This window comes from Congzhengia sp. (assembly GCF_037235575.1).
GTDB lineage: Bacteria > Bacillota > Clostridia > UBA1381 > UBA9506 > Congzhengia > Congzhengia minquanensis.
Genome location: NZ_JAXUNN010000030.1, coordinates 130,737 through 142,815 on the forward strand (window position 1 = coordinate 130,737; position 12,079 = coordinate 142,815).

The 12,079-nt window shown below is 47.7% G+C and carries 14 protein-coding genes and 1 other RNA gene; 2 read left to right on the forward strand and 13 right to left on the reverse strand.

The window, feature by feature from the left end; genetic code table 11:
• Nucleotides 1-9: 9 nt before the first annotated feature.
• The 13 genes from WIG73_RS06630 to WIG73_RS06690 all read right to left on the reverse strand — a co-directional run bounded on the left by WIG73_RS06630 (nucleotide 10) and on the right by WIG73_RS06690 (nucleotide 9,955).
• Entirely contained in the window at nucleotides 10-330 is a 321-nt protein-coding gene (locus WIG73_RS06630) for a hypothetical protein (RefSeq protein WP_249313479.1), read from the reverse strand.
• 31 nt (nucleotides 331-361) lie between these two features.
• Nucleotides 362-1,246, reverse strand: coding sequence for a stage 0 sporulation family protein (locus WIG73_RS06635; protein WP_337399808.1), 885 nt, complete (start codon nucleotides 1,244-1,246; stop codon nucleotides 362-364).
• Nucleotides 1,218-2,234: a DNA polymerase III subunit gene (locus WIG73_RS06640; protein ID WP_337399810.1), complete on the reverse strand. Its 1,017-nt coding sequence runs from the start codon at nucleotides 2,232-2,234 to the stop codon at nucleotides 1,218-1,220. Before WIG73_RS06640 ends, WIG73_RS06635 begins: the two co-directional genes overlap by 29 nt.
• 2 nt (nucleotides 2,235-2,236) lie before the next feature.
• Nucleotides 2,237-2,566: a cyclic-di-AMP receptor gene (locus WIG73_RS06645; RefSeq protein WP_177680755.1), complete on the reverse strand. Its 330-nt coding sequence runs from the start codon at nucleotides 2,564-2,566 to the stop codon at nucleotides 2,237-2,239.
• 78 nt (nucleotides 2,567-2,644) lie between these two features.
• Nucleotides 2,645-3,769 carry a glycosyltransferase gene (locus tag WIG73_RS06650; protein WP_337399811.1) on the reverse strand — a complete coding sequence of 375 codons (1,125 nt, stop codon included), beginning with the start codon at nucleotides 3,767-3,769 and terminating at the stop codon, nucleotides 2,645-2,647.
• Nucleotides 3,770-3,790: 21 nt separating this feature from the next.
• Nucleotides 3,791-4,135 carry a YbaB/EbfC family nucleoid-associated protein gene (locus WIG73_RS06655; protein WP_337399812.1) on the reverse strand — a complete coding sequence of 115 codons (345 nt, stop codon included), beginning with the start codon at nucleotides 4,133-4,135 and terminating at the stop codon, nucleotides 3,791-3,793.
• A 21-nt stretch (nucleotides 4,136-4,156) separates the two neighbouring features.
• The gene (gene dnaX, locus WIG73_RS06660; RefSeq protein WP_337399813.1) at nucleotides 4,157-5,923 is read right to left on the reverse strand and encodes a DNA polymerase III subunit gamma/tau; all 1,767 of its coding nucleotides are present in this window, start codon (nucleotides 5,921-5,923) and stop codon (nucleotides 4,157-4,159) included.
• Nucleotides 5,924-5,943: 20 nt separating this feature from the next.
• Nucleotides 5,944-6,043: signal recognition particle sRNA small type (ffs, locus tag WIG73_RS06665), an RNA gene on the reverse strand.
• A gap of 139 nt (nucleotides 6,044-6,182) precedes the next feature.
• Nucleotides 6,183-6,602 carry a VOC family protein gene (locus WIG73_RS06670; RefSeq protein WP_337399814.1) on the reverse strand — a complete coding sequence of 140 codons (420 nt, stop codon included), beginning with the start codon at nucleotides 6,600-6,602 and terminating at the stop codon, nucleotides 6,183-6,185.
• Between the two features lie 14 nt (nucleotides 6,603-6,616).
• On the reverse strand, nucleotides 6,617-7,159 hold the full coding sequence (locus WIG73_RS06675) for a GNAT family protein (protein ID WP_337399815.1): 543 nt from the start codon (nucleotides 7,157-7,159) through the stop codon (nucleotides 6,617-6,619).
• Between the two features lie 64 nt (nucleotides 7,160-7,223).
• Nucleotides 7,224-7,661 carry an aminoglycoside 6'-N-acetyltransferase gene (gene aac(6') / locus WIG73_RS06680; protein WP_337399816.1) on the reverse strand — a complete coding sequence of 146 codons (438 nt, stop codon included), beginning with the start codon at nucleotides 7,659-7,661 and terminating at the stop codon, nucleotides 7,224-7,226.
• A gap of 51 nt (nucleotides 7,662-7,712) precedes the next feature.
• On the reverse strand, nucleotides 7,713-9,110 hold the full coding sequence (gene gltA / locus WIG73_RS06685; protein ID WP_177680742.1) for an NADPH-dependent glutamate synthase: 1,398 nt from the start codon (nucleotides 9,108-9,110) through the stop codon (nucleotides 7,713-7,715).
• 2 nt (nucleotides 9,111-9,112) lie between these two features.
• Nucleotides 9,113-9,955 carry a sulfide/dihydroorotate dehydrogenase-like FAD/NAD-binding protein gene (locus WIG73_RS06690; RefSeq protein ID WP_177680740.1) on the reverse strand — a complete coding sequence of 281 codons (843 nt, stop codon included), beginning with the start codon at nucleotides 9,953-9,955 and terminating at the stop codon, nucleotides 9,113-9,115.
• A gap of 230 nt (nucleotides 9,956-10,185) precedes the next feature.
• Between WIG73_RS06690 and WIG73_RS06695 the strand changes: the two genes are divergently transcribed.
• Both WIG73_RS06695 and WIG73_RS06700 read left to right on the forward strand, forming a co-directional pair.
• Nucleotides 10,186-10,923: a TIM barrel protein gene (locus WIG73_RS06695; RefSeq protein WP_337399818.1), complete on the forward strand. Its 738-nt coding sequence runs from the start codon at nucleotides 10,186-10,188 to the stop codon at nucleotides 10,921-10,923.
• A 32-nt stretch (nucleotides 10,924-10,955) separates the two neighbouring features.
• On the forward strand, nucleotides 10,956-12,071 hold the full coding sequence (locus WIG73_RS06700; RefSeq protein WP_337399819.1) for a Gfo/Idh/MocA family oxidoreductase: 1,116 nt from the start codon (nucleotides 10,956-10,958) through the stop codon (nucleotides 12,069-12,071).
• The last annotated feature ends 8 nt before the right edge of the window (nucleotides 12,072-12,079 follow it).

A 12,079-nucleotide genomic window follows, 5' to 3' on the forward strand; every position in this document is an offset into this window, starting at 1 on the left:
TTCCTATCCTTATGCCTGTGACTTTAAAAATTCCTTTTCCATTTCCAAAATATCTTCCAGCCAGTAAACGCCAATGTCTAAAGCCGCCCACATGCTTGTGCGCTCTGCTTTTTTCGTTAGCTTTGCGGTGGAAATATCGCTTCCGTGCTTTTCCAACAACTCAATGGTAATCTTTCTCGCCATGTCAAGGTCGTTCACCTTTTCCGAATCTAAAATGGTGAACCTAGTAATAAAATTTTCGTTAAAGTCTCCAAAATAAAGAACATTGCCGTCTCTAATCAGCGGTTTTCCGCGGTATATCAGGCTTTCTCTTTCCGTTACTGCTGCCATTTTTCTGCCTCCTATTTCTTGTTTGAAAAAATCAGTCTTTTTCCAGTTCTTTGAGTGTTTTTATATCGACGGGTTCGTCATCATTATGTTTTTGTGAACGCGATGCGTTCTTAATAATCACAATGTCGTCCACTTTAAATTCGTTCACCACAGCGTCGTTGTCCGCGTTCATTTTTACCTGTACAACGCCGCGCAGCAGGTGTGTGCTGAGAACGGTTCCCCGGCCCATAGGCGTGTCTACCACTGCGCCTACGTTAGGCGTGCGGTGAATTAATGTTTCATAGGCCTCCTGCTCATATTTTAAGCAGCACATGAGCCTTCCGCAGGTCCCTGAAATTTTGGTGGGGTTCAAAGACAGCGACGGTTCCTTAGCCATTTTAATGGAAACCGGCTCAAAATCGCCCAGAAACTGGGAACAGCAAAGAGGTCTGCCGCAAATTCCCAAACCGCCCAAAAGCTTTGCTTCGTCGCGCACACCAATTTGCCGAAGCTCAATTCTGGTTCTGAACACAGCCGCCAAATCCTTCACCAGCTGGCGGAAATCCACCCTGCCGTCTGCGGTGAAATAAAACAAAACCTTGCTTCTATCAAATGTATATTCCGCATCAATTAAATTCATGTCCAAACCGTTTGCCGCAATTTTTTCAAGACATATGTCAAACGCTTCTTTTGTGCGGGCACGGTTGTCCGCAACCTGGGCAATGTCGTCCTCTGTGGCCTTGCGCAAAATGCTTTTAATCGGCATGTTGAATTTCTCCTCGTCTACTTCCTTGCCCACCAAAACCACTTCGCCGAATTCCACGCCGCGGGTTGTTTCAACAATCACGCCGTCGCCCACTGAGAGCGCACAATCTTCCGGATTAAAATAATAAATCTTACCAACGGGCTTAAACCTGATGCCCACTACCTTTGTCATGGAAATCCTCCCAAATACGCATCATGGTTTCAGAAACCGACGCGTTGTAATTTAAATTCTGTTTTAGCCTCAGTTTAAAATCGGTCAGTCGGTCAAAGGCCAAAACCAATCCTTTTTTACTGACCCCTTCTGTAAAAACCCTCATCTGCGACAGCTTGTTGTCGTAAATCACCCGGTTTTCAAGGCCGGATTTCACAAAAACGCAGTCCCTAAGAAAGGTTAACATAAAGTCGGTAATTTCTCCGATGTTTTCTTTTTCCTCGATCAAAAAGTCCGCCGTTTCGCGCACCTTTGCCGCGTCGCGGTTGAGTGCAATAACGTGCTCTATGCTGCCTTCAAAAAGTTTTCCTGCACTGTCATCAGACAAAAATGCAACCGCCGCACCAATGCTGCCCTGGGATAGCCGCGCCGCCAGCTGCACAGTTTTGCCGCCGCCAAACCGCATCGCTAAATAGCGATTGACTTCTTCAACCGGCAACGGAAAAAACGACATAACACAGCTGCGGGACAGCACCGTGGAAAGCAGTTTGTCCTGCTTGGTGACGCAAATGAGAAACGTTACATACTCCGGCGGCTCCTCCAGCACCTTTAACAGGGCATTTTGCGCCTCGGGACTTAACACATCGCCGTCGCCAATGATAAACACCCTGCGGCTTGCAAGATAGGGTTTTAAAAAAACCTCGCTTAAAATCTGTTCCCTGACATCGTCCACCCCAATAGACGCTTTTTGTGCCGCCTGCTCAAGACGGATAATGTCAGGGTGGTTTCTTGACCTGGCCTTCACACAGGCGGGGCAAGTGCCGCAGGGCCGGTCTTTCGGGAATTCACCCTCGCAGACCAGCGCCTGGGCAAAAAGATCTGCACAAAGCCGTTTGCCCACGCCGGCCATGCCTTCAAACACGTAAGAATTTGAAACATGCCCGGTTTCCAGTGTTTTTTTCAGGCTTTTTTTCACCGGTTCATTGCCGTAAAGCTCGTCGAAACCCATAATCAGACTTTTTCAAACCTTTCCACATCTACAACAAAAATTGTTGCGCCGCCCACTTCAATTTCTGCGGGGAAAGAGGTGTAGCCGGCTGCTCCGCCGATATACGGTTCGGGTGAGAACACAACCTGTTTCCTTTTTGCACTGTATTTGGAGATGACATCAATCACAGACTGAATTTTTTCCTCGTCTGTCCCCACCAAAAGCGTTGTGTTGCCGGCCCGCAGAAATCCGCCTGTAGACGCCATTTTTGTTACTGAAAACCCTGCTTTGTTCAGTTCCCTCATTACGGTGTTGCCGTCGTCGTTGCTCACAATTGCAAATACAAGTTTCATTACAACTCCTCCTTTATTTTATTTGATAAAAATCATCTGAAATATCCTTATGTTAAAAACCAAACAAAAATGCAAGTTTCATTCTTCACTGCTGCAAATTTCAAGCATAAACTCCCCTAAGTCCCGGGCGGCATGCGGTTTTGCAAAATGCTGTGTATTTTCTGAAAGGCGCATTGCCTTAAACGGATAATGAATGAGCTGGTAAATCGCTTCATCTGCGCCAAATGTTTCGCTTAAATTTAGCGCAATGCCGTTGTTTAGCATAAACTCCTTGTTTCTGTTCTCCTGACCCGGAATGGGGTCGAGCATTAAAATCGGCAGCCGTTTGGCCAGCGCTTCGGAAGTGGAAAGCCCGCCCGGTTTTGTAATAATACAGTTGCAGGCGTCCATCAAAACGTCCACATTGTTCACAAAACCATAGGTGAAAATATCCTTCCGGCGCTTCATTTTGTCGACCTTGGCTTTAAGTTTGTCGTTGCTTCCGCAAACCACAAGAATTTGAAAATCTTCTTCTAAACTATCCAGCTTTTTCAGCATGTCGAGGGTGTGGGTGCCATAACCCATAGAGCCCATCATAACAAGCACTGTGAACTTGTCAGCAATGCCAAGCGCTTTTCTTGCTTCTGCCGGCGGCACCTTTTTTGAAAACTTCGGGCTGATGGGAATTCCTAAAGGCAAAACGTTTTCAACGGCGCCCCACTTTTTAATTGCCTGGTAGGACAAAAGTTCCGACGCGGTAATATAATAATCCGATTTTGCCTGCTCCCACATAGGATGTATGGTAAAATCCGTAACAATTGAAATCAGCTTTGCCGTTATGGGGTGGTGTGTTGCAATCCTGTTTATTGTGATGGTAGCAAAAAGATGGGTACTCACAATCACATCCGGCCGGAACGCCTCAATATAAGCATACAGCTTTTTTCGGAACGCCGTAGACAAAAACTTAATTGTTTTAGACACCTCTCCCTGGGGGCTTGTTCTCATGTCTAAAAGGTCATACAGCGACCCATAAATTTTCGGCGTAATGGTGGTGGAAAGAATGTACCCTTTCGAGACCGCTTCCGCCAGGGTACTATTTACGTTTTCCGCTATGTCCAACATTCTGCACTCCACATCGTTGCGGCCTGCAAAATAGCTTTCCATTGCTTTTGCGGCCTGGTGGTGGCCGCCGCCTGTCGGAACGGATAGAAAAAGTATTTTCATTTTTGCCTCACACGCCTTAAATTAAAATAAACCGGGGATATTCATCCCGCCGGTTATGGAGTTCATTCCTTCCTCCATCATTTCCTCTATCTGGCGGATCGCGTCGTTCACCGCCACTGTAACCAAATCTTCCAACATTTCCGTATCTTCCGGATCTACGATTTCCGGGTCTATTTTCAGGGACGTAATTTCCTTTGTTCCCTTCATAACCACTTTTACCTTGCCGCCTCCGGCTGCGGTTTCAATGGTTTTTTCCTCCAGCTCCTCCTGTACGCGGTTCATTTCTTCCTGCATAATCTGAGCCTGTTTGATAACGGTGTTCATTTTATGATTTCCGCCGCCTGTAAATTTATTTCCCTGTGCCATGAAAAATTCCTCCAAATTGTTTTAAATAAATTCTATTTCTGAATGAGTTTTACTCAATTCTTCCAGCTTTTTCAGCGGGTCGTCGCCCTCAATTCCGATTTCACGGGACGTTACGCAGGCAACAGGAATGTCCTCCCCCGTAACGCTTTTCGCCGCTTCTTCAATCAGTTTCACATTTGCCGGCTTTGAAATTACGCTTTTCGACACCAGCGCATTATCGCCAAACACAACACACAGCTTTCCGTTTACCATTTTGGCCTGAACCAATGCCAGGTGCGGAAAAATCGGCATGCCACCGTGAGATTTTACATAATTCATAATTTCCGGCCAGCGGGAAGCTGCATCTGTTCCCCCTGCCGCCGGAGCGGCTGGTTGGTCTGTGTGTTCCTCAGCCGGTTTTGCTTTTTCCTTTTTCACCGGCAAAGCCGTGTCTGCCCTTTGGTTCACTTTTAAATCTTCTTGCGTATCCCATGGCGGCGCATCGGCCGCCTGGCGTGGGCCGCCGTCAGCAGGCGCGGCCGAAATTGGAATAACGCCTTCTTTCACCTTCTGTTCTAAAACAGAAATCCTGTCTAACAGGGCCTCTTCCGTTTCCTCCATTTCCGGTTCACACATTTTCACCAGCGCCATCTCATAAAGGGTGCGCGGAAAGCCAGAATATCTGGCTTGGGCCGAAGCCGCACACAAAAGGTCGATTGCGCGAATCAACCGCTCTTTTGAAAACTGCTCGGTCAGCTCTTCTATTTTGTTTCTATTTTCCGCCGATGTGTTTAGAAACTCCTCGGCGTTTCCTGTAATTTTTACCACCAGAACGTCCCGCAGATATTTCATCAGCCGTTCTGCAAACAGGCCCAGCTCCTTGCCCTTTTCAATCACTTCATCAATCTTTTCAAGGGCCGCCTTTGTGTCCCCTGATGCAATGCACACAGACAGGGAATAAAGCGCATCATTGTCTGCAATTCCTACAATCTTTACCACGTCGTCATAGGCAAGCTTACCGTCTGACGCGCCGACGCACTTGTCTAAAACGCTTAAAGAATCGCGCATGGATCCGTCTCCCAGCTCAGCAATTAAGGAAAGGGCCGCGCCTTCTGCCTCATAGCCGTCTGCGGCTAAAATTTTCTCCATCCGCCCGGATATGTCTTTATTCGTAATCCGACGAAACTCAAACTGCTGGCATCTGGAAAGCACTGTAATGGGCACCTTGTTTAATTCTGTGGTGGCAAGAATGAACATCACATGCTCCGGCGGCTCCTCCAGCGTTTTTAACAGGGCGTTAAAGGCCTGCTGCGTCACCATGTGCACCTCGTCAATAATATAAACCTTTTTACGTGCCACAGAGGGAAGGAACATCACGTCGTCAATAATATCGCGGATGTTTTCCACCTTGTTTTTCGAAGCGCCGTCGAGCTCAGTTACGTCTAAAATAGACTCGTCCAGCAGGCCGCGGCAAACACTGCATTCGTTGCAGGGATTTCCGTCTTTCGGGTTTAAACAGTTCACCGCCCTTGCCAGAATTTTGGCTGTGGAGGTTTTTCCTGTTCCCCTGGTTCCGCAAAAAAGGTATGCGTGCGCTGCGGAGTTGTTCATAATCTGGTTTTTCAAGGTTTTTGTAATATGCTCCTGACCCACAACATCGTCAAACACTGTCGGCCGCCACCGTCTGTATATGGCCTGATATGCCACACGCCCACCTCCGCAAAACAAATTTGCTTCTAAACTGAAAAAAGCCGCGTCAATTCTGCGCGGTTTTATTGGCACAAAGCCTGCCGCTTTGTGTAACATCATACACTTTTTTAAATCTGCGTTCACGCCGGGAGAATCCGCAACACACCCAAGGCACCGCTTATCGCTGCTTGGTTCCCCACCTGACGAGGTTCGCGGGCTCAAGTTGTGCGGGTCCCGGCAGACAACGCTTACGCGCTGAACGCAAAATTGATTTCCGCAGTGCTGAAAAGCCTGCGGTAGGAATGATTTCTCATTCCTTAGGTTTATATTATATCATAATTTTAAAAACTATTCAACTGTTTTTTTCAAATTCCCGAATTTAAGCGTTTTCCTGGAAAAATTCAATCTGTTCGCCGTCCGGCCCCTTGACAAAGGACAGAGAGGCAGTGATTTCGCCGCGTTCACCTAAAACCGCGTCTTTCGGTTCCACGTGAGGAATCCCTCCATGCTCAACCGCACGTTCAAACGCAGCGCGGGTGTCGTTTACGCGAAGTGCCAGGTGGAAAAAGCTGCCCGCCTTCGGCTCAGATTCTTCTCCTGCTTCGCCGTCTGAAAACAACTCAAAATAGTTTCCGTCGCCAATGTCAATTAACGCCAGCTGCTTTCCTGTGCCGGACGTCCATTTAGTGCGGAGCTGAAAGCCCAGTCCCTCAATGTAAAACGTCAACGATCTTTCAAAACTTGATGTTTGCAGTGCCACATGGTGAAACCCGCAGCCTGCAATTTTGCCGTTCGCCATAAATATCCGCCTTTCTATTCATGAAATTCTCGGTCTAAAATGCCCATTAAAATGTCCGCATAAAATTTTCCGTCAATGTAGGCGCTTTCACGAAGCACACCCTCCTGCTGAAACCCGCATTTTTCGTAACACCGAATTGCCCTGCGGTTATATTCTAACACTTTTAAATCTATGCGGTGCAGGTGCATTGTTTCAAAACCATACTTTAGCAACAGTTTCGTTGCCGCAGTACCAATCCCCATACCGTGATATGCCGGGTCAAAAATGCCAATCCGATACCTCGCGCTTTTATCCGCCTCATTCAATTGATGAAAGCCTGCCGTTCCAATACAGCGACCGCCCATATCAATCACCCATGAAAAGGGTGTGTTTTTTTGGTTTTCATACCATCTTTCCCACACGGAGCGCGGCGGATATTCCGGCACTTTCAAGGATGCACCGCCGCACATATGAACAAACTCGTGGTGCCGGCCGCATTGAAATCGGTCGTCAATATCACTTGGCTTTGAGCCTCTTAACAGCACATTATAATCTGTAAGTTCAGGAACCCCTAACATATTGTCCCTCTCCGTTTCCTGTTTTCCTTAGTATAACAAACACCACACGCAAAGTCAAGGCAGGTTACAGTTGTTTTGTAAAGCAGATAATTCTGTTTGCTTCGCGGAAGCCCGAATGGATGTGAAATTGAAAACTGCCATTGTTATCAAGTTCACAGTCGCTGGCAAACTCTTTGCATCCCCGCTGTCTTGCCCAGTTTTCGCACATTTCAAGCAGTGTTCTGGCAACGCCCATCCCGCGGCAGGCGTCCTCCACATAAACGCCCTCTAAATATCCCACCGGCGAAAATGATGTGCCCTCCACATAGTCATGCCGCAGCTGGCACTGGGCAAACCCCAAAAGAGGGCCCTGCCCGGCGGCCACAAAAACAGCAGCTTCTCCGGAATTTAAAATCTCGCTCAATTCTTTCTCCAGTTCCTCTGTGGTGTGGCTGTTCCACAATGTAGATGCCAGGCGCGCAAGTTCTGTGATGTCCTCCGGCCCTGCCTTTCTAAAATCCATGTTCCGTCCTCCTAAGCAAAAATGGGCGCGGAAACCCGCGCCCGAATTTTTTTATTCCTTGTTTTTCGACTGAATATATTCGTCAATGGCTTTTGCCGCGTCTTTTCCCGCGCCCATTGCCAAAATCACCGTTGCCGCGCCTGTTACCGCATCGCCGCCGGCATAAACCCCCTCGCGGGAGGTTTTACCCGTTTCCTCGTCGGCAATAATGCCGCCCCATTTGTGAACGGCCAAACCCTCCGTAGTGGATTTAATCAGCGGGTTGGGCGACGTGCCGATAGACATAATTACACAGTCTACATCCAGCACAAATTCAGACCCCTCTTTCACCACTGGCCTGCGTCGGCCGGAGGCATCGGGTTCGCCCAGTTCCATTTCAACGCATTTCATCCCGCCCACAAACCTATTTTCATCGGGAAGAATTTCTGTGGGGTTGGTCAGCAGTTTAAAGATAATGCCTTCCTCCTGCGCGTGCTCAACCTCTTCCGCTCTTGCAGGCAGCTCTTCCATGGAGCGCCGATATACAATATATACATCCTTTGCCCCAAGCCGTTTGGCGCACCGCGCGGCGTCCATTGCAACGTTGCCGCCGCCCACAACCGCAACCTTGCTTGCGTGCATAATCGGTGTGGAAGGTTCGTCTTTATAAGCCTTCATTAAATTAACACGGGTTAAAAACTCATTGGCGGAATAAACGCCCTTTAAGTTCTCGCCGGGAATTCCCATAAACCGGGGAAGGCCCGCGCCAGAACCAATGAACACCGCCTCGAAGCCGCTTTCCATCAGCTCGTCAATTGAGGTAGATTTTCCTATAACCACATTGGTTTCAACCGTTACGCCAAGCTCTTTTAAGGTGTCGATTTCCTTTTGCACAATTGCCTTCGGCAGACGGAATTCCGGAATTCCGTAAACCAAAACGCCGCCGGCCAAATGCAGTGCTTCAAACACCGTAACCTCATAGCCTGCCTTTGCCAAATCTCCGGCACAGGTAAGGCCAGACGGGCCGGAACCGATAACCGCAACCTTATGCCCGTTGCTTTCCGGCTTTTGGGGCGCGGTTTTACAGTTTGCGTTGTGGTAATCTGCCGCAAACCGCTCTAATCGTCCAATGGCCACAGGCTCGCCTTTAATGCCGCGAACGCACTTTTGCTCACACTGGGTTTCCTGGGGACAAACGCGCCCGCAAACCGCAGGCAATGAGCTGGATTGGGCAATAATCTCATATGCCCCTTCAAAATCTCCCTGGGCCATTTTTTCAATGAATGCAGGAATATGAATTTTCACCGGGCAGCCGGCAACACAGGGCTTGTGCTTACAGTTTAAGCAGCGTTTTGCTTCGTCTATTGCTGTTTCCGGCGTATATCCCAGCGCCACTTCTTTAAAATTTTTATTTCTAACGTCCGGTGCCTGGGTTGGCATCTCGTTTTTCTTCGGCGACATGTTCGGCATGTTTATTTTACCTCCTTCTGAAACAGGTTGCATTCGGCGTCATATGCGTGCTTTTCAAAGTCTTTATACATGGAGGCGCGCTCCATTGCCTCGTCAAAGTCCACCAGGTGTCCGTCAAAATCCGGACCGTCCACACAGGCAAATTTCATTTCCCCGCCGACAGACAGCCTGCACCCGCCGCACATTCCTGTGCCGTCAATCATAATGGGATTCATGCTGACAACCGTTTTGATGCCATATTCTTTTGTGAGTTTCGCCACAAATTTCATCATAACAAGCGGGCCGATTGCGATAACCTCGTCATATTGTTCGCCGCTGTCAATCAGTTTTTTCAGCGCGTCGGTAACAAGACCTTTTTCGCCTACGCTGCCGTCGTCTGACATGATAACCAGTTTGTTGGAAGCCGCGCGGAATTCGTCTTCTAATATTAACAAATCCTTGCTGCGAAAGCCCACAATTGCGTGAACCTCGCACCCCAGATTGTGAAGCTTTTTCGTCACGGGATATGCAATGGCGCAGCCAACGCCGCCGCCTACAACGGCAACTTTTTTCAAACCCTCTGTGTGGGTCGCCTGACCCAACGGCCCTACAAAATCTGTTAAGCTGTCGCCAACGTTTAAGCTGTTTAAATGCTTTGTGGTAGCGCCCACAATTTGATATATAATCGTAACCGTGCCTTTGTCCCGGTCAAAATCTGCAATGGTGAGGGGAATCCGTTCACCAGCCGCATCTGCCCTTAAAATAATAAACTGTCCCGGCTCCGCTTTTTTTGCCACCAACGGCGCCTCAATCTCCATTAATGTAACGGTGGGATTGAGTTCTTTCTTTTTTACAATTTTAAACACTGTAACCATCCCTTTTTAATAAACTCTTATAACGGCCCTACGGGGCACAACTATCTTCTTTTATATAATATAGTATATTATATCACATCAGCACGGTTTTTGTAAATACTAAGTTTTTGCCAAGATTAACGAAAAAAACGCGGAAACTGTATTGACTTTTGCTGTGAGTGTAGTATAATAAACGCGAAAAACAAAAATATATGCACCTTGTGCAGAAGGGACATGAAAAAATGAAAGAAATTTCTTTACAGCTCTATTCTATCAGAGACGCCATCACCGAACTGGGGTTTGAAAAAGTGCTGGACGAAGTGGCAAAAATGGGATATACCGGCGTGGAATTTGCAGGCCGGGGGGACGTATCTGCAAAAGACATGAAAAAATATTTAGACAATGCGGGGCTTAAGGCTGTCAGCTCCCATACGGGATATGCTATTTTAAAAGACGAGCTTGACGCTGAAATGGAATATATGGGTTATCTCGGCGCAAAATACATCACCTGCCCCTCCGCCCCCATGGGCACGCTGTCTCAGGTGGAGGAAACCGCCGAGGTCTTAAACAGTGTAGGTAAAAAAATGAAGGAAAACGGCTTTACGTTAAGCTATCACAACCATGCGCCGGAGCTTTGGCTTACAGTAAATGGCAAACGGTCGCTTGACTACCTTTATGAAATTACCGACCCGGAATATGTGAAAGCCCAGCTGGACGTGTTCCACGTGCTCCGCGCAGATGTAGACCCTTACGAATATGTGAAGCAGTTTGCACACAGAATGCCCACCATTCACTTAAAGCAAATGCTGTCCTGCGAGTCGAAAGAAGATGCACGGGCAGGGGACGGCGTTATTGATTTCCGGAAAATTATTGACATCACCTCAAAAACAGGCACGGTAGAATATATTTATGAGGACGAGGGCCGCGGCGACCAGCTTGAAATGGCGCGCGTTTCCGCAGAATTCCTTCTCACCATTTAAACAGCCAAAAGGCGGAAAAGAGGTTTTTTATCATGAATGACAGAAAATTAAGGGTCGGCATTATTGGAACCGGCGGCATTGCCCACTCCCACATGAACCAGTATGTGAAAATGGACGATGTGGAAATTGTGGCCGGCGCAGATTTAGTTCCAGGAAAAGCAAAAGCATTTTTTGAAGAATATGGTCTGGATAACGTAAAATGCGACTACAAAGACCACGCAGAGCTTTTGGACGACGAAAGCTTAAAATTAGACGCAGTAAGCATTTGTACATACAACAGAATGCACAAGCCTTGCACGGTTTATGCGCTGAAAAAAGGCGTAAATGTTCTTTTGGAAAAGCCCATGTGCGTAGAGCTTGAAGAGGGTCTGGAAATTATGAAGGCGGAAAAGGAAAGCGGAAAAATTGTTTCCATTGGTTTTCAGCCCAGGTTCGATCCCAGCATGCAGCTTGTGAAAAAAATTATTCAGTCCGGCGTTTTGGGCAAAATTTATTATATTCAAACCGGCGGCGGCAGACGCAGGGGTATTCCTGCCAGCGCTCAAAAAACCACGTTCATTGAAGACGCAACCGGCGGCATTGGCGCCCTGGGCGACATTGGGTGCTATTCGTTAGACATGGTATTGAATGCGCTGGGATATCCCAAACCCCTAACCGTTACGGGCTACACGTCAAACTTCTTCGGCACCAATCCGAAAACATTTGAAGGCCGCGGCGGTGCTGAGGTTGCGAAAAAATTTGAGGTTGACGACTTTGCGGCGGCTTTTGTCCGTTTAGAAGACGATTTAATTTTAGATTTTCGTATCTCCTGGGCAATCAACATTGATACGCCGGGAGACACGCTGGTTATCGGCACGGAGGGCGGCTTGAGAATTCCGTCTACCGACTGCTGGAACGGCCGTGTGGGCGGGCCTTTAAAAATTTACCATGAGCTTGCCGGCGAACAGACCGTGACAGAAATTCCGCTGCCGAAAAACGACGTGAACTGTGTGGAACTGAAAGTCCGTTCTTTCTTAGACGCAATTAAAACAGGCGGAAAGGCACCGGTTCCCACAAGTCAGATTATTTATAACCAGGCAATTTTGTCCGGCATTAAAAAATCTTCGGAATTAAAACACGAAATTAAAATTGAAGTTCCTGAAATTTAAATTTGTTT

What these genes read in the sequence shown, in the direction of transcription:
- WIG73_RS06700 (WP_337399819.1), top strand. Translation starts at nt 10,956, where the DNA reads ATGAATGACAGAAAATTAAGGGTCGGCATTATTGGAACCGGCGGCATT.
- WIG73_RS06655 (WP_337399812.1), bottom strand. Translation starts at nt 4,135, where the DNA reads ATGGCACAGGGAAATAAATTTACAGGCGGCGGAAATCATAAAATGAAC.
- dnaX (WP_337399813.1), bottom strand. Translation starts at nt 5,923, where the DNA reads ATGATGTTACACAAAGCGGCAGGCTTTGTGCCAATAAAACCGCGCAGA.
- WIG73_RS06640 (WP_337399810.1), bottom strand. Translation starts at nt 2,234, where the DNA reads ATGGGTTTCGACGAGCTTTACGGCAATGAACCGGTGAAAAAAAGCCTG.
- WIG73_RS06635 (WP_337399808.1), bottom strand. Translation starts at nt 1,246, where the DNA reads ATGACAAAGGTAGTGGGCATCAGGTTTAAGCCCGTTGGTAAGATTTAT.
- WIG73_RS06630 (WP_249313479.1), bottom strand. Translation starts at nt 330, where the DNA reads ATGGCAGCAGTAACGGAAAGAGAAAGCCTGATATACCGCGGAAAACCG.
- WIG73_RS06650 (WP_337399811.1), bottom strand. Translation starts at nt 3,769, where the DNA reads ATGAAAATACTTTTTCTATCCGTTCCGACAGGCGGCGGCCACCACCAG.
- WIG73_RS06670 (WP_337399814.1), bottom strand. Translation starts at nt 6,602, where the DNA reads ATGGCGAACGGCAAAATTGCAGGCTGCGGGTTTCACCATGTGGCACTG.
- WIG73_RS06675 (WP_337399815.1), bottom strand. Translation starts at nt 7,159, where the DNA reads ATGTTAGGGGTTCCTGAACTTACAGATTATAATGTGCTGTTAAGAGGC.
- gltA (WP_177680742.1), bottom strand. Translation starts at nt 9,110, where the DNA reads ATGCCGAACATGTCGCCGAAGAAAAACGAGATGCCAACCCAGGCACCG.
- WIG73_RS06695 (WP_337399818.1), top strand. Translation starts at nt 10,186, where the DNA reads ATGAAAGAAATTTCTTTACAGCTCTATTCTATCAGAGACGCCATCACC.
- WIG73_RS06645 (WP_177680755.1), bottom strand. Translation starts at nt 2,566, where the DNA reads ATGAAACTTGTATTTGCAATTGTGAGCAACGACGACGGCAACACCGTA.